Genomic DNA, 24,158 nt, shown 5'->3' on the forward strand with positions numbered 1-24,158 from the left:
GGTGGTCAAGCAGTAGCTATTATTCCATAATAGCTACTAGAGGAAGCGTAAATCTGAGCATTTAGTGATAAGGACTGAGCGAATTTTGCCCGGTTTTTCTTATCTAGGAAATGATAAAATTAGCTCAAGTGGATAAATAGGGGCGTGTTCAGCTCCAGCGCCTAGAAACTAGGGGACTTCACGAATCGAATAACTGTAAGATATGAAAGTAAAAAAGGCCGGCGCGCAAGTTTTTTAACGTATGGGCCAAATACCTGTTTTAACATAATCTTATAGAATATAAAAAATGCTAGCAACAGTTATAAATGATATGAGAAGCGAAGCAAACACATAACAAATCGCTAATTTGTATTCTTTGTTTTGGAGTAGCTTCATTGTTTCATTACCAAATGTTGAAAAGGTGGTATATGCTCCGCAGAATCCTACTCCAAATAGTAGCCACCAGAATTCAGAGATAAACTGGGTTATGTAAAAATGCCATAGTACGGCTAATAACATTGATCCTGTTATATTGGCTATCCATGTACCTATTAAACGTCTCGTAGTAAATAATGAAATCTGGTAACGTGCAATACTTCCTATAAATCCTCCTAGGGCAACTAATAGAAAATTCATACATTTCCCCTCTTTCTTCCAGTCAATGAGCTTTTAAACCCTAGGAAACAAAAGAAAAGACCACCAAGAACACTAATTATACAATAAAGAACAGCTAATAGCTGACTTTTATTCCATAGCTCTATGGTTTCCACTGAAAATGTAGAAAACGTCGTAAAGGAGCCTATTAAACCAACGCTTAATGACGCAAACATTGGAGGAGATAGAATTTTTTTCACTTTATCATTATGTAAGATATAGCTTAATATAAAGCATCCCATTAAATTTACACATAAAGTAGCAAAGGGAAACCCCTCTGCTATTATAATTAATGATATTAAGTAGCGAAACAAAGATCCCACTACGCCACCTAATCCAATTGCTAGGGAGTTCTTTACGTTAACGCTAGCTTGCATCCTGGACACCTTCCATAAATTTCAAACTTATGTCCTTCGATTGCATAGTCGGCTAAAGCTTGTTCCACTTCATCCATTGGACAAACTTTGATTTCCTTTGTTTTACCACAATCTTTACAAATAAAATGATGGTGGTGATGATGTGTGCAATTTATACGAAAATGTTTTTCACCATTTAATTCCGTCGTTTCTAGTATACCTATTTCATTATATAAATGGAGATTTCGATAAACTGTATCAAAGCTAATACCGTCATAGCTTGATTCTAAATACTGAATTAGATCTTTTGCTGTACGGTAGCCGTCTGCATCAGCGAAAAAGGATAGTATTTCTTTTCGTTTACCGGTTGTTTTATATCCTTTTTCCTTTAAAAGTTCGATAGCTTCATTAATATCCATTCAGCATCCCTCACTTTTTTATTGTATGTTTGAATCGCTTTATAAATATAGAAAGTAATAAAATAATAATGGAGACCATTACAATGGTTCCACCTGGAGGTATACTTAAATAATATCCAGATATTAATCCTATAATAACAGCTAGTTCACCAAATACAATAGATAAAAGTAACATTTGCTTAAATCCTTTTGCTAAACGCATACTTGCTGCTACTGGTAACGTCATTAGTGCAGAGACGAGTAAAACACCAACAATGCGGATGGATGCAGCAATGACAAGTGCTGTTAAAACGATAAAGAGCAGATGAATAGATTTAGCATGTAGACCTGATATTGTTGCGTGTTCTTCATCAAATGATAGGGTAAACAACTCTTTAAAAAACAAAGCAATTACAATCATTATAAACGCGGATATTCCAGCAATGGTATATAAATCATTTTTACTCACAGCAGAAACAGAACCAAATAAATAATTAAACAACTCGGTGTTAAAGCCGTCAGCAAGAGAAATGAAAATAACACTTAGACCAACACCACCGGAGAGAATAATTGGAATTGCTATTTCTTGATAGGCTTTATAAACACCTCTAAGCTTTTCTATAAAGATTGATCCAAAAACAGAGAAAGCCATCCCACTATACAAAGGACTTAGCATGATAGCAAATTTCTTTTCTAATAAAAGACCAAATGCTATCCCTGCTAGTGTAACATGAGATAATGCATCAGCTATTAAAGAAAGTCGTCTTACTACAATAAAAGTACCTAGTAATGGGGCAATAATGCCTATTAGTAGTCCTGTTAAAAATGTATGTCGTAAAAAATCAAATTCTAAAAAGTCGGCAATCATACTTCTTCCTCCAAAGGTTAATGATCGTGTGTAATGATATTTACATGATGGCCATGTAGACGAGATAAATCTGTATCTGTTAAAGCTTGATATTCTTCTGGATTCCCATGGAAATGCAGGGTTTTATTCAAACATACTATTTCAGTGGCATGCTTAGTCATGGTTCCTGTATCATGTGTAACCATTAACATGGTAATCTTTTTCTGACTATTTAATTGATATAATAATTCGTAAAATCGCTGCACATTTTCTTTATCGACGCCAACAGTTGGTTCATCAAGAATTAATAATTCAGGATCATTTACGAGTGCTCTAGCGATAAAAATACGTTGCTGTTGGCCACCGGACAGGTTGCCAATATTTTCATGTGTGTATGCTCCCATGCCAACCTGTGCAATCGCATCGATTATTTTTGCTTTGTGCTTTCTAGTAAAGAATTTAAAATACCCGACTTTTGCAGTCAAGCCCATAGATACTACTTCAAACACGGTAGCAGGAAAACCTTTATTAAAGGAATTGGCTTTTTGTGAAACAAAGCCAATTTTATTCCAATCTGAAAAGTGTTCTAGTGATTGACCAAAAAGCTCAACGGAACCTGTATCTGGTTTTTGCAGGCCAAGAATGATCTTGATTAACGTTGTTTTCCCCCCACCATTAGGTCCGATTAGGCCCATAAACGAACCACGCGGAATAGCAAAATTGATATGATCGAGTACTTTTTTATTCTCATATGAAAAGTCAATGTCTTTCATTGTAACAATAGTCTCTGCCATATATTTACTCCTTTCCGAAATTCAACGAATGAGGCGCATGCTAAAAACGGCTCATTTCGTTACTGTATCTAGTGTTTGTAAATTTTGTCTCATTAATGACAGATAATCCTCTTTATTCGCTACATCCTCTTCCGTTAACACAGCTAAGTTATGAATGGTTACCGCTTCTGCTCCGATATGTTCTTGTATAATTTTAGATACTCGGTTGGAGGTATTTTGTTCAAAAATTAAATAATCAAGTTGATACTCATTTGCTTGTTCAATAATTTTTGTTAACTCCTTTTGGGATGGCTCACTGCTCGATGACAAACCATTAATGGAAATTTGTTCAAGGCCATAACGATCCTCCCAATACCCATACGCTGCATGAGAAACTAATATATGCTTATTCTCTTTATTAGTTAGTACCTGTTTAAACGCATTGTCCAATTCATGTAGCTGAGATTCGAGGTTTGCAAAGTTCGTTTCATACAATTTTTGTTTATCTGGATTTAATGTAATGAGTTCATCTTTAATTAATTCGGCTAATTGCACCATTCGTAAAGGGTCTAACCAAATGTGAGGATCATGATCACCGTGATCGTGTCCGTCATGTGAGTGATCAGCATGTTTTTCATTATGGCTACTGTGCTCACCATCCACTTCAGTATGAAATAATGATTCCTGTTCTCCTAGTTCAATAAGGGCTACGTCTTCTGCAGAGAGCGCATCGGCTGCACTTTCAGCAAAACCCTCCATACCAGCGCCAAGGTAAATAAATGCGTTACTCTTTGCAATTTCCGTAATATCCTTGGAGGTGGGCTCATACGTGTGGGCATCTATTCCAGCAGGATAAACGGATTGAACATCAGCCGTATCTCCAGCTATTTGTTCAACAGCAAATTGAATGGGGTAGATTGAAGTATAGATGGTCAAATCCCCATTCTTCTTCGTAGATGCTTTATTAGAGGAACATCCAGTAAAGATGATTCCTACTATAATAATAGAAATAAGAACGATGTAAGACTTTTTCACGTTTTTGTTCCTCCCTGTTCAAATGTCTTCCATTATATTACCGTAATCATTACGAAATGTAAATAGGAATGATTACGATTGATTTAGCTGATTAGTAGTCCTTTCGAAATAATTTCGATATGAATGAATTATAGTAGGAAAAAATCATTTAAAAATGCTAAAATAACTTTATAATAAATGAGTAGAAAGAAAAATTAAATTTTTTAAAATATAGGGGGCGTGTAAGTGGAACAGCTAATGCGCAGCTTCTTCTTATTCTTATCAAAAAATAAATCGTTAACGAAATTAGCCAAAAGGTATGGTTTTAAATTTGGAGCTGGAAGATTTGTAGCTGGTGAAACCATTGAGCAGGCATCTCGAAAAATAAAGGGAATGAATGCAGCTGGATTTGTAGTAACGGTGGATCATTTAGGTGAATTTATTGATAATGAACAAGAAGCTAGAGAGTCTGCTAAGGAATGTGTCCACGCCATAACAGTGTTAGCTAAGGAAGAATTAAATGCTGAACTATCACTGAAGCTTACTTCAATTGGATTAGATATATCCAGAGAACTTGTCATGCAGAACATGCGAATGATTTTAGATGTGGCTAAACAGCATCAAGTTAACGTTACTATTGATATGGAGGATTTTGAACGGACTGAACAAACGTTACATATATTTAAAGAGCTTCGAAATGAATATAGTAATATTGGAACTGTACTACAGGCTTATTTATATCGAGTAGAAGCGGATATTGAAGAGTTAACCGCCTTTGATCCATACTTACGACTTGTGAAAGGAGCATATAAGGAGTCACATGAAGTAGCATTTCCAGAGAAAAAAGATGTTGACGAAAATTATAGGAAGATTATTAAATTAAACTTGCTTCAAGGCAATTATACTGCAATAGCAACCCATGACGAAGCTATTATTAACTATGTAAAACAATTAGAGCTAGAGTATCGTATTCCAAAAGAGCGCTTCGAATTCCAAATGCTTTATGGAATTCGGATTGATTTGCAAAAGGAGCTTTTAAACGAAGGATATACGATGCGTGTCTATGTCCCTTATGGAAGGGATTGGTATGGTTATAACATGCGACGACTTGCTGAACGTCCAGCAAATGTTATGTTTGTATTGAAAGGAATCGTAAATAAGAAATAGGATTGATATTGTCTTCATAATATTTACCTAGCATCATTAATTTACTTATATTAAAGCAGTACGGATACAGTTGATAAGTGCCAAACAAGTGAACATAACACTTGCTTTATCGATGCATATAACTGGCAGGAAGTACGTATAGTAGCTAAAGGCTTTCATTTAAGAAACCAAATAAGGAAATGATGAGGAGAGTAGCAACAACCGTGGTACGTGATAAAAAATTTTATAAATGGATTGCGAAAAATCTGTAAATACTTTATAGTTATAGATAAGTGGATAGGAAACTATCTTTTATTTTTCGAAATAAAATGAATGAGTATTCATTCAAAAAGAGATTGGGGGATAAAGTATGAAGCAATCAATCAGGCGTGCAGCTGTTTTAGGGTCTGGTGTTATGGGATCTGGAATTGCTGCTCACTTGGCTAATGTTGGAATTCCTACATTAATGCTTGATATTGCACCAAAACAATTAACGAAAGATGAAGAACAAAAAGGTCTTACCTTGGATGATCGTGTTGTTCGGAATAGAATTGCAGCACAAAGTAAGCAAGCACTTCTAAAGCAGAAGCCATCACCACTTACTACGAGGCAGAGCCTCGACTTAATTGAAATTGGGAATATGGATGATGATATGGAGAGGCTTGCAGAGGTAGACTGGATTATTGAAGTTGTAGTTGAAAATCTGGACGTTAAGAAGAAAGTATTTGCAAATGTAGATAAATATCGAAAACAAGGTACGATTGTTACTTCGAACACTTCGGGTATATCCATTGAAGCAATGGCAAGTGATTGTTCAGTAGATTTTCGAAAGCACTTTTTAGGAACACATTTTTTTAATCCACCACGCTATTTAAAGTTATTAGAAGTAATACCTACGAAGGATACCGATCCAGAAGTATTAGCATTTATGAAAGCGTTTGGAGAGAATGTGTTAGGTAAAGGAGTAGTGGAAGCAAAGGATACGCCTAATTTTATCGCTAACCGTATTGGCACCTATGGGTTGTTAGTAACGGTTCGTGAAATGCTAAGAGGAGGCTATAGTGTAGGAGAAGTGGATTCTGTTACAGGGCCAATGATTGGGCGACCGAAAAGTGCAACATTTCGAACCCTTGATGTCGTGGGGCTGGATACCTTCATTCATGTAGCGAAAAATGTTTATGACCAAGTTGAAGGTAAAGAGAAGGAAATATTTGATATACCTAACTTTGTCATGGAAATGAAGGAAAAAGGCTGGCTAGGTGCTAAGTCTGGTCAAGGATTCTTCTTTAAGAAAAAAGATAAAAGTGGCAGTACAATTTATGAATTAAATCCAGAAACACTAGAATATGAGAATCGCAAAAAACTTAAAACAGCTGCTACTGAAATGGCGAAGCAGGAAAAAGGGTCTCGTCGGAAATTGAAAACGCTTATATCGAATAAAGGAGATCGTGCAGGTGATCTCGTATGGTCCATTCTGAAGCCGGTTTTCATTTATTCTGCAGAGCTTACTGGAGAGATTGCAGATGATATTGTAGCAGTCGATGAGGCTATGAAATGGGGATTCGGATGGGAAATAGGACCATTCGAAACATGGGATGCAATTGGTTTGCGAAAATCAGTGGAGCGAATGCAGGCTGAAGGCGAACGTGTTCCTGAATGGGTATTACAATTATTAGCAGATGGAAATGAATCATTCTATAAAACAGATAATGGCAATGTTTATTATTATGACGAAGGTACGTATAAACAACAGAAGTTTAATAAAAAGGAAATTAATCTAAAGCGATTAAAAGATGTGAATGGCATCATAAAAAAGAATGTCGGAGCTAGTTTTATAGATCTTGGAGATGGAGTAGCGGGATTAGAGTTCCATTCACAAAGTAATGCTATAGGCCTTGATATTATCCAAATGGTTAATTATGCACTGGAAGAGGTTAGTAAGAATTATGAAGGACTAGTTATTGGGAATCAAGGGAAAAATTTCTGTGTTGGAGCTAACTTAGGAATGATGCTGATGGAAGCACAAGACGATAATTTCTTTGAACTGGATATGGTTATTCGTCAATTTCAAAATATGGCAATGGCCATCAAGTATGCTGATAAACCAGTAGTAACTGCTCCGTTTAATATGACACTTGGTGGCGGTGCAGAAGTATCTCTACCAGCTGCATCCATACAAGCATCAGCTGAAACCTATATGGGGCTAGTTGAGTTTGGAGTTGGGTTAATACCAGGTGGCGGAGGAACAAAGGAGCTATATCTGAAGCAACTTCGAAATATGCCTAAAGGGATTCATTTCGACTTAACAAAAGTGGCAAATGACGTATTTGAAAAAGTTGCTATGGCTAAAGTATCAACTTCGGCTGCCGAAGCTCGTGATAATGGCTACTTGGATCAAAGAGACAAAATTAGTGTTAATCCTGATCACCTTTTATATGATGCGAAGGAAAATGTGTTAGCTCTTGCGAAGTCTGGTTACCGAGCACCAATACGTGAAAAGATTCCGGTTGTAGGTGATCCTGGCTATGCAGCAATGCTTTTGGGAGTTAAGTCATTACAGCTCAGTGGGTATGCATCAGAACATGATGTTAAGATTGCAGAAAAGCTAGCATATGTTTTATCTGGTGGAAGGATCAAAGAAGGAACAAAGATTGATGAGCAGGTCATGCTTGATCTAGAAAGAGAAGCATTTTTAAGTTTAATCGGAGAGCCTAAAACACAACAACGGATGCAGCACATGCTAGTAAAAGGGAAACCATTACGTAATTAATGAAAAAGGGGGAAACATTGTGAAGGAAGCAGTCATTGTTGCAGGTGCAAGGACCCCTGTAGGAAAAGCAAAAAAAGGATCGCTTGCCAATTCTAGACCGGATGATTTGGCAGCGATAACAATAAAGGAAACCTTAAAACGAGCAGGGGATTACGATGGAAATATCGATGATGTCATAATTGGCTGTGCAATGCCTGAAGCAGAACAGGGAATGAATATGGCGCGTAATATCGCTGGGCTTGCAGGCCTGAAGCATGACGTACCAGGGATTACAATTAATCGCTACTGTTCCTCGGGATTACAAAGTATAGCGTATGCAGCTGAACGAATTATGGTAGGTGCTAGTGACACGATAATAGCTGGTGGAGCAGAATCAATGAGTCTAATCCCGATGGCCGGCCATGTCATTAAGCCTAATTCAAAGCTTGTTCAGGATGCACCGGGTTACTATATGGGAATGGGCCATACAGCCGAAGAAGTAGCAAATCGTTTCAACATCTCCAGAGAAGATCAGGATGCGTTTGCTGTTCGTAGTCATGAGCGTGCAGGGAAAGCGCTAAAAGAAGGAAAGTTTAAGGATGAAATTGTTCCAGTAGAAGTTATTCACCGTTTTATTAACGCCAAGCATAAGCCAGAAGAAAAGCAAATAACGTTTTCAATGGATGAAGGTGTGCGTGAAGGAACTTCAATGGATATTCTAAATAAATTGAAGCCAGCTTTTCATGTGCAGGGAACCGTTACAGCAGGCAATTCATCACAAATGAGTGATGGTGCAGCATCAGTACTTGTAATGGACCGTGAGAAAGCGGAAGCAGAAGGATTAAAACCCATTGTTAAATTTCGATCATTTGCAGTAGCTGGAGTAGAGCCGGAAATTATGGGGGTAGGTCCAGTAAAAGCCATTCCTAAAGCATTAAAAATTGCTGGACTTGAATTATCTGATATTGGTTTATTTGAGTTAAATGAAGCATTTGCTTCACAGTCAGTTCGAGTAATTGAAGCATTGGGTTTAGATATCGATAAAGTGAATGTAAACGGTGGAGCGATTGCTTTAGGGCATCCACTAGGAATGACTGGTACAAAGCTAACGTTAAGTTTAATGCATGAAATGAAGAGACAGCAAATACAATATGGAGTTGTAACGATGTGTATAGGTGGCGGAATGGGAGCCGCTGGAGTATTTGAACTAATTTGAACTACTCGATGACTAGGAAACGATTAATTTAAGATAATCACATCGGTATTTCAGAAAAAATAAAGAAGGGATAGATGAAAATGAGTGAAACGAAGGAGAAGGTGTTTAAAGGTGGCGGTTTTTTAGTAGAAGATTTATCGAGTGATGATGTAATAACACCGGAAGATTTTACAGAAGAACATAAGATGATTGCAAAAACGACAGAAGAATTCGTATCCGGTGAAGTCCTTCCGAAATTAGAGAATTTGGAGAATCATGAGTTTGAACATTCCGTGGATTTATTAAAGAAAGCAGGAGAATTAGGATTACTTGGAGCCGATGTTCCGGAAGAGTATGGCGGGTTAGGATTAGATAAAATTAGTTCGTCACTAATTACAGAGAAATTTTCACGCGCTGGTGGTTTTTCTGTAACACATGGTGCCCATGTCGGCATCGGTTCTTTACCAATTGTTTTCTTTGGAAACGAACAACAAAAACAAACCTATTTACCTAAACTGGCAACTGGAGAATTGTTAGCTGCATATGCATTGACAGAGCCTAGCTCTGGTTCCGATGCGCTCGGTGCAAAAACAACAGCAAAATTAAATGAAGCCGGAACACACTATATACTAAATGGTGAAAAGCAATGGATCACCAATTCAGCCTTTGCAGATGTATTTGTTGTATACGCAAAAATTGATGGTGAGCACTTTTCAGCGTTTATTGTGGAAAGGGACTTTCCAGGTGTATCTACCGGACCGGAAGAAAAGAAAATGGGGATAAAGAGTTCCTCTACGCGTACATTAATCTTGGAAGATGCTGAAGTTCCAGTAGAAAATTTATTAGGAGAAAAGGGACGTGGCCATATTATAGCGTTCAATATTTTAAATGTAGGGCGTTATAAGCTAGCTATTGGCGGAGTTGGTGGTTCAAAGCGAGCGCTGGAATTAGCTGTAAAATATGTGAATGAGCGTAAGCAATTTAATACACCAATCTCCAGCTTCTCTTTAACACAAGAAAAACTAGCTACGATTGCTGCAGAGACGTATGCGAATGAAAGCTCTGTTTACCGAACCGTCGGATTGTTCGAACAGCGTATGGGAGCTTTAACACAAGAACAATTAAATGATGGTAGAGAAGTGGCACGAGCTATTGCAGAGTATCAGATTGAATGTTCCATGAATAAATATACGTGTACGGAATTACTAGATTATGCGGCAGATGAAGCAGTTCAAATGCATGGTGGATATGGATTTATGCAAGAATATGAAGTGGAACGTATCTATCGTGACTCGCGAATAAATCGTATTTTTGAGGGAACTAACGAAATTAATCGTTTACTCGTTCCAGGCACATTATTGAAAAAGGCGATGAAAGGCGAGCTACCACTTCTTCAAAAAGCACAGGCACTCCAAGAAGAGCTGATGATGCTTATGCCGGAAGAGGTAGGTACTGAAACACTTGAGCAAGAAAAGCATCTACTGAAAAATGCGAAGAAAATTGTCTTACTTGGTGCAGGGCTTGCAGCTCAAAAATATATGCAAAAAATAGAAAAAGAACAAGAAATATTAGTGAATTTAGCAGATATGGTAGCTGAGGTTTACAATATGGAAGCTGCTATTCTACGTACTGAAAAGGCAATTAAAAAAGATGGAGAAGCAAAGCATAAACAAAAGCTACTCTATACGCAAGTATTCGTACAAGAAGCATTTAATCGTATAGAAGCTGATGCAAAAGAAACATTAATTGCTGTAGAAGAAGGAGATACACTAAGAATGATGTTATCTTCATTACGGAAGCTAACTCGCCATACGCCTACAAATGTAATTGCCAAGAAACGAGAAATAGCAAAGCAAATTATTAAAGAAGAAAAATATGTGTTGTAATATCATGCTGAGACAACAGCCCATTAAATGAACGAAACATCGAGACTAAGACAAAAGAATGAAGAAACAATTAAAAACGAACGATGTGGTACCACCCCCCTGAAGTTAGAGTGAAAAACTAATTTCAGGGGGGTTTGTGGCTAAATATAGTGAAGAATATAAAGTGAAGGTTGTGAACTACTAAGGCTAGAGAATGCCTACTTAAAAAAGCTAAAAGCTTTTCGGGAGAATCCGAATGCCTTCTACGAAAAGCACAGGCAAAGGTGGCATTCGAACTCAAAGAAGAAGGATTCCGATTAAAAGATATTTTTCCTATTGTGGGTATTCCTGAAGCAACCTATCACTATCATGTGAAAACATGTAAGAAGGCACATATACTTAAGAAATCTTCCGGCATTATCTTCTTCAATCGTTGTACAAAACCTGATTCTCGAGCAACATTGCGAAGTTCAGAAATAGATAAAATATCGTGCACACTCTTTACAAACGAGTCAAAATGATATTGCTTAGCCATACGTAATCCCTCCAAATTATTCCATTTATAATGTCAGAATAACGAATAACTTTTTGGTTTTTAAAATATCCTGCTTAACTTGACGGCTATGTGCTGTGCCCGCGGAAAGAGCGTATAGTTTCACGGTGCGGCGATGATATCTCTATTGATAACATGATTATTCGCATTTTGAGTAAAGAAGTTGTGTTTTGTCCCTGCCTCAGTGTTTCGTTTGGTTTGTATTAATTTGAAATTCCGCCTTCACCCATTTTATTTTGTATAAGTTAAAAAGTTCGATATCATCCCTAATTTAGTTATAACTTTATCGTAGATCCCTCATAAACAATCAGTTCACTTTTGTTTTTGGTTGGTGAAGTACAATATGATGAAAGGGGCGATGTTCTAGTGTCTAATTGCCGAGAGGATGGCGGAGATGCCTGTGGGAATAGCATGAGCGAAAGATCTCGCAGGTAGTAAACATAAGATACGGAAAAAGTTGACTCTGGGACCATGGCAAGCCTTCGACAAGAACCAATTTTTTCAATGTTGACCAGAGACATGACTTTCGAATCAGACCATCACTTTTTATAGGTCAACATTTTAGTCGAATTTACATCCGCTATTTTGCTATAATAAATCTAAACTAGATTACAAAGGAGAGTCTACATGGCAGTCACCGTTTATTGGTATCCAAATTGTGATACATGCAAAAAAGCAAAGAAATGGTTGGATGATCATCAGGTTAAATATCAGTTAATTCATATTGTTGAATCTCCACCGAAAAAAGAAGAATTATTAGATCTGTTTGATAAAAGTGAGCTTCCTGCCAAAAAGTTTTTTAATACAAGCGGAAAAAAATATCGAGAACTAAATATCAAGGATAAAATAAAAGATGCATCTGATGAAGAGATGGCAACAATATTAGCCACCGATGGCATGCTAATTAAGCGTCCAATTGTCGCAGATGACTCAAAAGTAACAGTCGGTTTTAAAGAGGAGATGTTTGAAAATACGTGGCTTTAATTTCTCTTTGAACAGAGCATGTTTAGGATAGACTTACGTAAAATAACAGACATAAAGAAACGTCCAAAATAAGACATGTATTTATGGACTTTTGGAAAAAACCGTATGAACAAATAATATGAAAAGTTAAAAAGAAATACTGGATAATTGCGCGTATACCTTGTATAGTAAAAGTGAATTACATATTGGAGGGGATAGTTTGAGCGTACCTAAAGAATTATTATACTCAAAAGAACATGAATGGGTAAAAAAAGAAGATGGAAAAGTTCGTATTGGGATTACTGATTTTGCTCAGGATGAATTAGGAGATATTGTGTTCGTAGAGCTCCCTGAACCTGGTGATGAATTAGAAGTAAATGAACCATTTGGTAGTGTAGAATCAGTGAAAACAGTTTCTGAATTATATGCTCCAATTAGCGGTAAGGTTATTGAAGTGAATGAAGAGCTAGAGGATAGCCCTGAATTCGTAAATGAATCTCCTTACGAGAAAGCTTGGATGGTCGTGATTGAACCATCTGAAGAGACAGAGCTTGATGATTTATTATCTGCTGATGCATATGATGAGATCGTAAATCAAGACTAATTGCATATCAGAAAAATAAATGGCTGATAAACAACCTTTGGTTGGAATCAGCCATGTTTTTACAGCTATACTAATTGCTCAACATTACGAATTGGACGTATCACTAAATAACTACATTTCATCATATAATAAAGGAAAGTCACATTTCGAAAAGACAACTACTGATAACATAGTAGAAGTGAGCGATATTAAAACCTTCCGCTTGATTTACTGAGGAGTGCTATGTGATGATAACTGACGAATTAGAAAAAATTATTATCGTAGAAGGCTTAACAGATAAAAAGCAAATTAGAAAGGTTATTACTGACGATGTAACGATTATATGTACGAATGGAACATTAGGTGTTGAACGATTCGATCAAATGTTAGAGGATTACGCATTAGATGATAAAGACGTCTACATTTTAGTAGATGAGGATGAATCAGGCCAAAAACTGCGAAAGCAATTGGCAAGAGAACTACCACATGCAGAACACATCTATGTTAGTAGTGAATATCGAGAAGTAGCAACAACTCCTGAAAATATTTTAGCTCAAGTATTAGTGAGTAAACGAATCGCTGTTAATCCGATTTTCTTAATCTAAACAAGGTGTAAAAGTAATGGGTAGGACTTAGCAAGCACTATGAATGAGTTTAAATAAGGTGATATGTTTGCAACAAATTACAGCCGAACTTTTGAAAAGAGACCACTACCTTCTTTATATATTTACTCCTTTTTGTGGTACGTGCAATTTAGCAAGGTCCATGCTAAAGAAAATTGAGTCTGTACATCAAGAAGACATTTTTTATGAGATGAATGCATCCTTGTATCCAGAATTTATGCAGGATAATCAAATAGAAAGTGTACCGTGTCTTGTTGTTAAGAAGGATAATCGAATTGTAGAAAAAGTGTACGCATTTCATTCCATACCTAATATTTATCGATATTTATTAGATTATAAGCCGGAAATGTTTAAGAATAGTTAGCTGAAAATCGTTGACATTGTTTATACAGCATGCTAATATATCTTTTATCGTAATTAAATAGTTGAAAACTCTTATCTTGAGCGGTGGAGGGACTGGCCCTATGAAACCGCGGCAACCTTCAAGCTATCATGCTTGAAAGGTGCTAATTCCTGCAAAGCCTAGGCTTTGATAGATGAGGGGACGAAAAGGCAAACAAACGTCTTTCTGTTCTCTTACAGAAAGGCGTTTTTAATTGTATTTAAGGACATAATACAAATGTATGTAAATAAAAGGAGGATTACGTGTGATATCGATACAGGGTTTGAGTAAGGTCTTTACTTCAAACAAAAGCAATACAGCAGCTGTAGATAATTTGACCCTTTCGATTGATCAAGGAGACATCTTTGGTGTTATTGGTTATAGCGGAGCGGGTAAAAGTACGTTCGTTCGATTATTAAATCGCCTTGAAGAACCAACCAGTGGTCGAATTACAATGAATGACAAGGAAATTACGACATTAAATAAACGAGAACTTCGATTAGTAAGGCAAGATATTGGGATGGTATTCCAGCATTTTAATTTGCTCTGGTCGCGAACTGTTGCCGATAATATTGCTTTTCCTTTGGAAATAGCTGGGATTCCTAAAGCGGAAAGGGATAATCGTGTAAAAACATTGATTGAGCTAGTTGGGTTAACGGGAAAAGAAACATCCTACCCCGCCCAGCTAAGTGGTGGTCAGAAGCAGCGAGTCGGTATTGCACGTGCCTTGGCAAATAAGCCAAAGGTTTTATTATGTGATGAAGCAACTTCGGCACTTGACCCAGAAACGACGAACGCAATATTAGATTTACTTGTTAATATTAATAAAAATTTAGGGTTAACTATTATTCTTATTACACATGAAATGCAAGTGATTCGAAAAATATGTAATCAAGTTGCTGTTATGGAAAATGGAAAGATTGTAGAACAAGGGAATGTACTCGATGTGTTTCTACATCCAAAGCAAACTGTTACTAAAAAGTTCGTCAAACAAATTATGGGGTCTGACGAGGAAGATAGTGATATATCACATGTTATGAACCGTTATCAAAATGGAAAGCTAATCAGACTTCATTTTGTTGGAGAAACAACGAACGACGCATTAATTAGTCAAATTATAAAAAAATATGGTGTGGACATTAGCATTTTACAAGGGAAAATAACGCAAACACAGGCTGGTGCCTATGGAACCTTATTTATTCAAATGGACGGTAATGAAAAAGATATGAACAAAGCTATTTCGTTTGTTCGTGAAGAAACCTCCGTAGAATTGGAGGTTATCCACGATGCTAACTAATTTATTACCAAATATTAAAGTAGAAGATTTTATAGAAGCAACTTATGAGACTTTTTATATGACGATCATTGCTTTAGTTGGAACGTTTATTATTGGGTTATTGTTAGGATTGCTTCTATTCCTTACTCAAAAAGGTGGAATTTGGCAGAATAAGTTATTAAATCTTGTTATAGCGACGGTAGTAAATGTATTTCGAGCTATTCCCTTTATTATATTGATTTTGTTGCTTTTCCCGTTTACTAACTTTTTAATTGGAACTATCCGTGGTCCAAACGCGGCGTTACCAGCATTAATTATTGGCGCAGCTCCATTTTATGGAAGGCTTGTAGAAATAGCACTGAGAGAGGTTGACAAAGGTGTCGTTGAGGCTGCAAAGGCAATGGGAGCAAAGACCAGTACGATTATTTTTAAAGTATTGTTACCTGAATCAATGCCAGCATTGATCTCAGGTATTACGGTAACAGCTATTGCATTAATTGGTTATACAGCGATGGCAGGTGCAATTGGTGCAGGTGGATTAGGCAGCTACGCCTACTACTCTGGCTTTCAACGTAGGGACTTTGATGTTGTACTTATATGTTCCATCATTATTGTATGCATTGTTTTTCTATTTCAATTTATTGGCGATTATGTATCAAGAAAGTTAGACAAAAGATAAGAACGATATAAAATGAACAAGTTAAGAGGAGCGAATAAAATGAAAAAATTGTGGTTATCCGTGTTAATCATTATAAGTTTAGGATTTGTGTTAGCTGCATGCGGCGGAGATGATGAAGCTTCCTCCGATGCAAATACGATTAAAGTAGGCGCTTCTAGCACACCTCACGCTGAAATTCTTGAAGAGGCTAAGCCATTATTAAAAGAAGAAGGCATTACATTGGAAATAACTGAATATGAGGATTACGTATTACCGAATGATGACTTAGCTAATGGAGAAATAGACGCTAATTATTTTCAACATATTCCGTATTTAGAGCAAACAATAAGTGATACTGGATATAAGTTGGATTATATCGATGGAATTCATATTGAACCCATTGGTGTTTATTCCAAAGGCATTTCGAGTATAGAGGAGATTCCAGAAGGAACAGAAGTAGTCTTAAGTAATTCTGTGTCTGATCGTGGTCGTGTACTAGGTTTATTTGAAAAGAATGGGATAATAAAATTGGCAGATGGAGTAAAGACATCAGAAGCAACGCTTGATGATATTACTGAAAACCCTAAGAATTTAACGTTTTCACCAGATTATGACCCAGCACTTTTACCAGAAATTTATGAAACAGATGAAGAATCATTAGTAGTCATAAACACAAATTATGCTATTGGTGCAGGGTTAATCCCAACTGACGATGCATTATTCATAGAAGATGAGGATTCACCATATGTTAATGTTATCGCAGTAAGAGCAGAGGATAAGGACAATAAAGCATTAAATAAGCTTGTAGACGTACTACATTCTGAAAAAATTCAGAAGTTTATTGAAGAAGAATACGAAGGTGCAGTCGTACCTGTTGGCGACAAAAAATAAGCAGACTAACGTTTTAAAAAAATTACTTTTAACAAAGTGAATATCAACAAGACATTGATCCAGCAGTTTGATGTAATAGCTTTTATGAAGAATAGGGAGTATATGTGCGTTATCAGTAGAAACTGTATGAGGATGTTTATTTGGCTTAAATAACCGTTAAATACTGATCAATAAACTGAATAATACGTTTAAATTCGTTTTGTTTTGGGAATCACCTCTGTGTTAACCTTATTATTGTCATAAAATAAGAAAGGATGATTCCCTATCAATAGCGGAATAGAAATGAATTACACTTCTGAAATGGAGAAGGCTATGCAACAGACGCATCATATCGGATTTGCTGAGTATGAAAGAAAGTTAGAAAAGCGATTGGCAATTGAAAAAAAGCGTCAGCAAGAGCATGAGAAGTGTAAGCATTTTGCTGCTGAGTATGACGGACACATGAAAAAATAATGAAATCGACTGAGAAAGTAAAGCGTTATTTAGAAATATAGATGAGAAAATAAAAGGTACGTATGTACAATAAGCATACGTACCTTTTATTTTTGATGATAATTGGGTATGCATGATATCCTATTAAATAAAGGATTTATTATACAATACTGACTCTGTTTAAAAGAGTTGATAATAAATTCTAAATGCTTTAAGATTGTAATGAGAATAAAGTGAGAATGAATCTTGCATTCATTTCAAAGTAACAATAAAACTAATTGTATTTGGAGGTATCGATATGGCAGGATCAACATTAGAAATTAAGAATCTACATGTCTCAATTGAGGATAAAGAAATATTAAAAGGTGTAGACCTTACAATAAAAGGTGGAGAATTCCACGCAGTAATGGGACCAAATGGTACAGGGAAGTCTACATTAGCTTCTGCAATTATGGGACATCCGAAGTATGAGATTACAGAAGGGTCTGTTCTATTAGATGGTGAAGATGTATTAGAAATGGAAGTTGATGAACGTGCTCGTGCTGGGCTATTCCTCGCTATGCAATATCCAAGTGAGATCAGTGGAGTAACTACTTCTGATTTCCTTCGCTCATCTATAAATGCTCGCCGTGGTGAAGGTAATGAAATCTCATTAATGAATTTCATTAAAGAAATGGATAGTGCGCTTGACTATCTTGACATTGATAAAAACATGGCACAACGATACTTAAACGAAGGATTCTCCGGTGGAGAGAAGAAACGTAATGAAATCCTTCAATTATTACTATTAAAACCAGAAATCGCAATTCTAGACGAAATTGATTCTGGATTGGACATTGATGCGCTTAAGATTGTATCAAAAGGTATTAACAGGCTACGTGATGAGAACTTCGGTTGCTTAATTATTACGCACTATCAGCGTCTATTGAACTATATTACACCTGACAAAGTACATGTAATGATGCAAGGTCGAGTGGTTAAGTCTGGTGGACCAGAGTTAGCGAAACGCCTTGAGGCTGAAGGTTATGAGTGGATTAAAGAAGAGCTTGGTATCGAAGACGAAACTGTTGAGCAAAAAGCGTAAGTAAGGAGGGGTACTACTATGACTGTTGAAACAAAGCTGCCATACGATAAAGAATATATTGATCAGTTTTCCAAGGAAAGAAATGAACCGGAATGGATGCTGGAATTGCGCCTTCAAGCACTAGAACAAGCGGACGCTCTAGAATTACCAAAGCCTGATAAAACTAAAATTGGAAAATGGAATTTTAGCCAGTTTAAACACACGGCTACTGGTGCTGCTATTCAGTCGCTAAAAGAACTTCCAAATGAACTTCAGGAATTCTTGGATCAGGAAAATGCTCCAGAAAACCTCTTAATTCAACGAAACCATTCGGTTGCTTATAATACACTAAGCAAAGAATTGAAAGATAAAGGAGTAATTTTTACAGATATCTTTACAGCGCTGCAGAAGCATGATGATCTAGTGAAACGCTATTATATGAAGGATGCAGTATCAATTGATGAACATCGCTTAACTGCATTACATGCTGCTTTAATGAATGGTGGGGTCTTTGTATACGTTCCGAAAAACGTTGAAGTAGAAGTTCCTCTACAAACTATTTTTTGGCAGGAAGATCCTGAAGTAGCGTTATTTAATCATGTACTTGTCGTAGCTGATGAGGGTAGTTCGTTAACTTATGTAGAGAATTATTTCTCACATAATGAGAAGGAAGCTACAGTTGCTAATGTAGTAACAGAGGTTATTGCACAAGATAATGCGAAAATTTCCTTTGGTGCTGTGGATAACTTTGCTCATGGAACAACGGCATATAATAATCGTCGCGGTGTTGCTTATCGTGATGCAACAGTTGATTGGGCATTAGGACAGATGAATGACGGGAATACCGTTTCTGAGAATATCACACACTTAGTTGGTGAAAATTCACTTTCTAATGCCAAAACGGTATCCGTCGGCCGTGGTGATCAAACACAAAACTTCACTGCGAAAATTGTTCACTTTGGTAAGAATTCCGAGGGCTACATTTTACAGCATGGCGTTATGAAAGATAAATCTACTTCTATTTTTAATGGAATTGGTAAAATTGAGCATGGTGCTTCTAAAGCAAACGCGGAGCAAGAATCTCGTGTACTTATGCTAAGTGAAAAAGCTCGCGGAGATGCGAATCCAATTCTCTTAATAGATGAAGATGACGTTACAGCTGGTCACGCTGCTTCTGTTGGTCGAGTTGACCCAATTCAGCTATATTATCTTATGAGTCGTGGAATTACGCAAGAGGAAGCTGAACGTTTAATTATACATGGCTTCTTGGCTCCAGTTGTAAATCAATTACCAATTGAAGCTGTAAAAAATCAATTAACGCAGGTAATTGAAAGGAAGGTTTACTAATGGATGTAAAGGCCATTCGAGAACAGTTTCCGATACTCAATCAGGAAGTGAATGGTCATCCTTTTGTTTATTTAGATTCTTCAGCAACTTCACAGAAACCAAAAGCTGTTATTGAAGCTGTAGATACCTATTATCGAAACTATAATTCCAATGTACATCGTGGTGTGCATACACTGGGAACAAAAGCAACGGAGGCTTATGAAGGGGCACGCGAAAAAGTTCGACGTTTTATTCATGCGAGTAGTACAGCTGAAGTGATTTTCACACGTGGAACTACTACTTCAATTAACACTGTTGCATACAGTTATGCAAGAGCAAATCTAAAGCCAGGGGATGAGATTGTTATTACGCCAATGGAGCATCATAGTAATATCATTCCTTGGCAACAGGCTGCTAAAGCTACAGGTGCTACATTAAAATATATTCCGTTACAGGAGGATGGCACGATTAGCTTGGATGCTGTTCGGCAAACAGTAACAAATCAAACCAAACTTGTCGCTATAACTCATATCTCTAATGTACTTGGTACTGTGAATCCAATTAAGGAAATTGCAAGAATTGCGCATGATCATGGTGCCGTCATACTGATTGATGGTGCACAGGGTGCCCCGCATATGAAGGTTGATGTTCAAGATTTGGACTGCGATTTTTATACATTTTCTGGTCATAAAATGGGAGCACCAACAGGGATAGGTGTTATGTACGGAAAAAAAGAACTACTTGAAAATATGGAGCCAGTTGAATTTGGTGGGGAAATGATTGACTTTGTAAACCTTTATGATTCCACCTGGAAGGAGCTTCCTTGGAAATTTGAAGGGGGAACACCAATTATCGCTGGTGCTATCGGTTTAGGAGCAGCAATTGACTTTCTTAACCAAGTCGGTATGGAGGAAATTACTGCGCATGAACAAAAATTAGCTGATTATGCCATGCAGCAAATGAAAACAATAGATGGAATAAAGATCTATGGTCCAGAAAAACGGGCTGCATTGGTTACGTTTAATCTAGAGGATGTTCACCCTCATGATACTGCAACGGTTCTAGATGCAGAAGGAATTGCTGTGCGCGCAGGTCATCATTGTGCGCAACCATTAATGCGTTGGCTTGATGTGACAGCAACTGCGAGAGCAAGCTTTTATATGTACAACACAGAGAAGGACATTGATCGGTTAATCGATGGACTTCAGATAACAAAGGAGTATTTTGGTAATGTCTTCTAATAACCTTGATACACTTTACAGACAAGTTATAATGGATCACTATAAAAACCCACGTAACAAAGGAAGTTTGGAAGGAGACATATTAACTGTCGATATGAACAATCCTACTTGTGGGGATCGTATTCAACTTCAAATGCAGGTAAAAGATGGTGTCGTAGAAGATGCGAAGTTTGATGGAGAAGGATGTTCTATAAGCATGGCTTCCGCTTCCATGATGACACAAGCTATTAAAGGTAAAAAAGTAGATGACGCATTGGAAATGTCCAGTCTCTTTTCAAAAATGATGCTGGGAGAAGATGTTGATACGGATAAGTTAGATTTAGGAGATATTCAGGCACTTCAAGGTGTATCGAAATTTCCTGCACGTATTAAATGTGCAACTCTTTCCTGGAAAGCAATGGAAAAGGGTGTAAAAGAGTAATAATAAGGTAATTGCTATTTCTCTATTAGCTTTATACTTATACCTGAAGGAGGGTTTATCAATGGCAAAAAACATGCCGGAAATCGAAGAGTATAAATATGGATTTCATGATCGTGATGTCTCGGTTTTTCGTTCAGGCAAAGGTCTTACTCGCGAAGTAGTTGAAGAAATTTCAAAAATGAAAGAAGAGCCGCAATGGATGCTTGACTATCGTTTAAAAGCACTTGAGCATTTCTACGAGCGCCCAATGCCGCAATGGGGTGGCGATCTATCTGAACTAAATTTCGATGAAATTGTGTACTATGTAAAGCCATCAGAAAGACAAGGAAGAACTTGGGATGAAGTACCAGACGAAATCAAACAGACATTTGATAAATTAGGAATTCCTGAGGCCGAACAAAAATACTTGGCAGGTGTATCTGCACAGTATGAATCTGAGGTTGTATATCACAGTTTAAAAGAAGATCTAGAAGAGCTAGGAATTGTGTTTAAAGATACAGATACTGCTCTTAAAGAAAATGAAGAACTCTTTAAAGAATATTTTGGGAAAGTTATTCCTGCTACGGATAATAAATTTGCAGCGTTAAATTCAGCAGTTTGGTCAGGTGGATCTTTCATTTATGTACCAAAAGGTGTTCAGACTTCAACACCTCTACAAGCGTATTTCCGTATTAACTCGGAAAATATGGGACAATTCGAAAGAACATTGATCATTGTCGATGAAGGTGCATCTGTGCATTATGTTGAAGGATGTACTGCACCAGTGTATACAACGAATTCCTTGCATAGTGCGGTAGTTGAAATTTTCGTTAAGAAAGATGGGTATTGCCGCTATACAACTATCCAAAACTGGGCAAACAATGTATATAATCTAGTTACCAAGCGTGCGACTTGTGATGCGAACGCAACGATGGAATGGATTGATGGTAATATTGGCTCGAAGTTAACAATGAAATATCCAGCAGTTCTACTAAAAGGAGAAGGTGCACGTGGAATGACGTTATCTATCGCACTTGCTGGTAAAGGTCAGCTACAGGATGCTGGTGCAAAAATGCATCACTTAGCACCAAATACGTCATCGTCCATTGTTTCAAAATCTATTTCGAAGCATGGTGGTAAGGTATCTTACCGTGGCCTTGTTCACTTTGGAAGAAAAGCGACAGGTGCCCGCTCTAACATTGAATGTGATACGCTAATTATGGATAACGAATCGACTTCTGATACAATTCCATACAATGAAATTAATAATGACAATATTTCATTGGAGCACGAAGCAAAAGTGTCCAAAGTATCCGAAGAGCAGCTTTTTTACTTGATGAGCCGTGGCTTATCTGAAGAAGAAGCTACAGAAATGATTGTAATGGGCTTCATTGAGCCATTTACAAAAGAACTTCCAATGGAATATGCAGTCGAAATGAACCGTCTTATCAAGTTTGAAATGGAAGGTTCTATAGGTTAACAACTAGGAACCCTTGTCACATCGATGTTTGTGGCAAGGGTTTTTATAATGGATTTTATGTTTGTGCCCAATTTGTGCTCTGATAGTTTTAAACGCTGCTTGTACAGGATTTACTTATGGATTGCATGTAGCCAATGGATTAATCACTTTGAATTTACAAAAAATTCTTGACATTGGAGTAGAAGCTGTATCTAAAGTTACTGATTATAAGATCGATCTACCTGTATTTTATTTGGTGATGGTGTAGGAGCAGTACCTGTAGAGTTTGAATAAAAAAACAAGTTTTTGTCCTAGTATTTGGCTTCAGACGGTGAATTGGGCAACAACTATATTGTTCAAACTGCAGTTGTGGAACAACAAACACTATGCCTGAATCGGGCCAGATTCTTGAAGAAGAAAAGGGGCATTAAACTTAGAAAGTAGAAATCTTATTTATATTTTGCTACGGGGGTACTTATGAAAATGAAAACTCACTATTATTTAGGTTGGTTTAACGATTTTTTTCCAAAGAACTTGAGTAGGGCTTTACAAGAGGATATAGTAGATAGAAAATCGCTTGTAATGATTAGCTCAAATCCATTTTTATATGAAGATGATGGTGCTACTGAACGATCGTGGCTTGATCAGGCTGACATTATATTTGATGAATATTATTTAATTAATTATCGCGTACAAAAGGAAGAGGCCCAAGTATTAATTCAAAATGCATCAACCATTTTCTTGTTGGGTGGAAACACCCTTAATCAAAATGACTTTTTGATGGAATATGAAATGTCGGATTTGATTAAAAAGAGTAAAGCCGTTGTGATGGGAGCAAGTGCTGGTGCAATCAACATGTCCGCAAAATGGTTATGCTCAAAAAGCCTTGGATATAAAGTTGAAATAAGCTCTGTTTACGACGGGATCGGCCTTGACGACTTTTCCGTCCTGTCACATTTTGATCTTGAAAATAACATTGCGCTGGTTCAAAGTGAACTGTCTCCCTTATCGGAACAAATGAATATTTATGCGTCGAACAAAGACTGCGCTGTCCGTATAAAGGGAGACAAAATCGACATTTTAGGCAATGTGTATTTAATTTCCCAGTCAAAGATTCAGAAATTGGATGAGACGCTTTAGTTGTAATAAATGACTTTGATATACATAGATGTACAGAACGGTATTCTGCAAAAGGGCGCAGTTGTAGAATAAGGGCTGCGCTTCAATAGGGCCATTTAATTGAAGATCAAGGAGTGAATGAGTTGCCTAAAGATATTGTTATCCGAACAGCAAAAGCTGAAGATGCTTCAAGAGTTTTACAAATACAAAAAG

General features: G+C 37.0%; 25 protein-coding genes, 1 pseudogene and 1 riboswitch. Of the genes and pseudogenes, 19 read left to right on the forward strand and 7 right to left on the reverse strand.

The genetic code is table 11. The features are described from left to right. Positions 1-270: 270 nt before the first annotated feature. Genes crcB (Q1A47_RS00590) through Q1A47_RS00615 form a run of 6 tightly spaced genes read right to left on the reverse strand, consistent with a single transcriptional unit; the run spans position 271 to position 4,042 of the window. On the reverse strand, positions 271-615 hold the full coding sequence (gene crcB / locus Q1A47_RS00590) for a fluoride efflux transporter CrcB (RefSeq protein WP_026681611.1): 345 nt from the start codon (positions 613-615) through the stop codon (positions 271-273). Beyond that, the gene (crcB, locus tag Q1A47_RS00595; protein ID WP_051388332.1) at positions 612-1,010 is read right to left on the reverse strand and encodes a fluoride efflux transporter CrcB; all 399 of its coding nucleotides are present in this window, start codon (positions 1,008-1,010) and stop codon (positions 612-614) included. Before crcB (Q1A47_RS00595) ends, crcB (Q1A47_RS00590) begins: the two co-directional genes overlap by 4 nt. Beyond that, complete coding sequence (locus tag Q1A47_RS00600; protein ID WP_026681609.1) at positions 989-1,408, reverse strand: Fur family transcriptional regulator; 420 nt, start codon at positions 1,406-1,408, stop codon at positions 989-991. Before Q1A47_RS00600 ends, crcB (Q1A47_RS00595) begins: the two co-directional genes overlap by 22 nt. Positions 1,409-1,418: 10 nt before the next feature. Further along, positions 1,419-2,255 (reverse strand): metal ABC transporter permease, encoded by an 837-nt coding sequence (locus Q1A47_RS00605; protein ID WP_026681608.1) that lies wholly within the window; start codon positions 2,253-2,255, stop codon positions 1,419-1,421. A gap of 17 nt (positions 2,256-2,272) precedes the next feature. Further along, positions 2,273-3,028 carry a metal ABC transporter ATP-binding protein gene (locus Q1A47_RS00610; protein ID WP_026681607.1) on the reverse strand — a complete coding sequence of 252 codons (756 nt, stop codon included), beginning with the start codon at positions 3,026-3,028 and terminating at the stop codon, positions 2,273-2,275. A 51-nt stretch (positions 3,029-3,079) separates the two neighbouring features. Then, entirely contained in the window at positions 3,080-4,042 is a 963-nt protein-coding gene (locus Q1A47_RS00615) for a metal ABC transporter solute-binding protein, Zn/Mn family (protein ID WP_026681606.1), read from the reverse strand. A gap of 225 nt (positions 4,043-4,267) precedes the next feature. Between Q1A47_RS00615 and Q1A47_RS00620 the strand changes: the two genes are divergently transcribed. From Q1A47_RS00620 to Q1A47_RS00635, 4 genes are all read left to right on the forward strand, one after another. Next, complete coding sequence (locus tag Q1A47_RS00620) at positions 4,268-5,188, forward strand: proline dehydrogenase family protein (RefSeq protein WP_166529764.1); 921 nt, start codon at positions 4,268-4,270, stop codon at positions 5,186-5,188. A gap of 349 nt (positions 5,189-5,537) precedes the next feature. Then, positions 5,538-7,937, forward strand: coding sequence for a 3-hydroxyacyl-CoA dehydrogenase/enoyl-CoA hydratase family protein (locus tag Q1A47_RS00625; RefSeq protein WP_026681604.1), 2,400 nt, complete (start codon positions 5,538-5,540; stop codon positions 7,935-7,937). A gap of 19 nt (positions 7,938-7,956) precedes the next feature. After that, complete coding sequence (locus Q1A47_RS00630; protein WP_121605614.1) at positions 7,957-9,132, forward strand: acetyl-CoA C-acetyltransferase; 1,176 nt, start codon at positions 7,957-7,959, stop codon at positions 9,130-9,132. Between the two features lie 80 nt (positions 9,133-9,212). Next, entirely contained in the window at positions 9,213-10,997 is a 1,785-nt protein-coding gene (locus tag Q1A47_RS00635) for an acyl-CoA dehydrogenase family protein (protein WP_026681602.1), read from the forward strand. Between the two features lie 346 nt (positions 10,998-11,343). Here Q1A47_RS00635 and Q1A47_RS00640 read toward each other — a convergent pair whose 3' ends face one another. Further along, complete coding sequence (locus Q1A47_RS00640) at positions 11,344-11,511, reverse strand: hypothetical protein (RefSeq protein WP_299629745.1); 168 nt, start codon at positions 11,509-11,511, stop codon at positions 11,344-11,346. 645 nt (positions 11,512-12,156) lie between these two features. Here Q1A47_RS00640 and Q1A47_RS00645 point away from each other — a divergent pair. The 15 genes and pseudogenes from Q1A47_RS00645 (at position 12,157) to Q1A47_RS00715 (ending at position 23,966) form a co-directional block, all read left to right on the forward strand. Further along, on the forward strand, positions 12,157-12,513 hold the full coding sequence (locus tag Q1A47_RS00645) for an arsenate reductase family protein (RefSeq protein WP_026681601.1): 357 nt from the start codon (positions 12,157-12,159) through the stop codon (positions 12,511-12,513). A gap of 199 nt (positions 12,514-12,712) precedes the next feature. Beyond that, positions 12,713-13,096, forward strand: coding sequence for a glycine cleavage system protein GcvH (gcvH, locus tag Q1A47_RS00650; protein ID WP_026681600.1), 384 nt, complete (start codon positions 12,713-12,715; stop codon positions 13,094-13,096). A 227-nt stretch (positions 13,097-13,323) separates the two neighbouring features. Further along, positions 13,324-13,680, forward strand: coding sequence for a toprim domain-containing protein (locus Q1A47_RS00655; RefSeq protein ID WP_026681599.1), 357 nt, complete (start codon positions 13,324-13,326; stop codon positions 13,678-13,680). Between the two features lie 43 nt (positions 13,681-13,723). Continuing rightward, complete coding sequence (locus Q1A47_RS00660) at positions 13,724-14,062, forward strand: thioredoxin family protein (RefSeq protein WP_080668689.1); 339 nt, start codon at positions 13,724-13,726, stop codon at positions 14,060-14,062. A gap of 68 nt (positions 14,063-14,130) precedes the next feature. Beyond that, positions 14,131-14,241, forward strand: a riboswitch (SAM riboswitch). 104 nt (positions 14,242-14,345) lie between these two features. After that, positions 14,346-15,377 carry a methionine ABC transporter ATP-binding protein gene (locus Q1A47_RS00665; protein ID WP_121605610.1) on the forward strand — a complete coding sequence of 344 codons (1,032 nt, stop codon included), beginning with the start codon at positions 14,346-14,348 and terminating at the stop codon, positions 15,375-15,377. Next, a complete protein-coding gene (locus Q1A47_RS00670; protein ID WP_026681596.1) occupies positions 15,367-16,035 on the forward strand; it encodes a methionine ABC transporter permease in 669 nt (222 codons plus the stop codon). The genes Q1A47_RS00665 and Q1A47_RS00670 overlap by 11 nt, the downstream gene beginning before the upstream one ends. Positions 16,036-16,074: 39 nt before the next feature. Beyond that, entirely contained in the window at positions 16,075-16,905 is an 831-nt protein-coding gene (locus Q1A47_RS00675) for a MetQ/NlpA family ABC transporter substrate-binding protein (protein ID WP_026681595.1), read from the forward strand. Positions 16,906-17,187: 282 nt separating this feature from the next. Next, the gene (locus Q1A47_RS00680) at positions 17,188-17,358 is read left to right on the forward strand and encodes a hypothetical protein (RefSeq protein WP_166529766.1); all 171 of its coding nucleotides are present in this window, start codon (positions 17,188-17,190) and stop codon (positions 17,356-17,358) included. A 277-nt stretch (positions 17,359-17,635) separates the two neighbouring features. Next, a complete protein-coding gene (gene sufC, locus Q1A47_RS00685) occupies positions 17,636-18,421 on the forward strand; it encodes a Fe-S cluster assembly ATPase SufC (RefSeq protein WP_026681594.1) in 786 nt (261 codons plus the stop codon). A gap of 18 nt (positions 18,422-18,439) precedes the next feature. Next, complete coding sequence (gene sufD / locus Q1A47_RS00690; RefSeq protein WP_026681593.1) at positions 18,440-19,747, forward strand: Fe-S cluster assembly protein SufD; 1,308 nt, start codon at positions 18,440-18,442, stop codon at positions 19,745-19,747. Beyond that, a complete protein-coding gene (locus Q1A47_RS00695; protein WP_121605609.1) occupies positions 19,747-20,967 on the forward strand; it encodes a cysteine desulfurase in 1,221 nt (406 codons plus the stop codon). Before sufD ends, Q1A47_RS00695 begins: the two co-directional genes overlap by 1 nt. Next, on the forward strand, positions 20,957-21,388 hold the full coding sequence (sufU, locus tag Q1A47_RS00700; RefSeq protein ID WP_026681591.1) for a Fe-S cluster assembly sulfur transfer protein SufU: 432 nt from the start codon (positions 20,957-20,959) through the stop codon (positions 21,386-21,388). Before Q1A47_RS00695 ends, sufU begins: the two co-directional genes overlap by 11 nt. 61 nt (positions 21,389-21,449) lie before the next feature. After that, entirely contained in the window at positions 21,450-22,847 is a 1,398-nt protein-coding gene (gene sufB, locus Q1A47_RS00705) for a Fe-S cluster assembly protein SufB (RefSeq protein ID WP_026681590.1), read from the forward strand. Positions 22,848-22,929: 82 nt separating this feature from the next. After that, positions 22,930-23,117: pseudogene (locus tag Q1A47_RS00710) on the forward strand (ketoacyl-ACP synthase III); the annotation flags it as partial. A gap of 192 nt (positions 23,118-23,309) precedes the next feature. Further along, positions 23,310-23,966, forward strand: a complete 657-nt coding sequence (locus Q1A47_RS00715; RefSeq protein ID WP_166529788.1) for a Type 1 glutamine amidotransferase-like domain-containing protein — start codon at positions 23,310-23,312, stop codon at positions 23,964-23,966. Positions 23,967-24,158: the final 192 nt, after the last annotated feature.

The sequence above is a fragment of the uncultured Virgibacillus sp. genome (assembly GCF_947495635.1).
In the GTDB taxonomy this organism is placed as follows: Bacteria; Bacillota; Bacilli; order Bacillales; family Amphibacillaceae; genus Virgibacillus; species Virgibacillus salarius.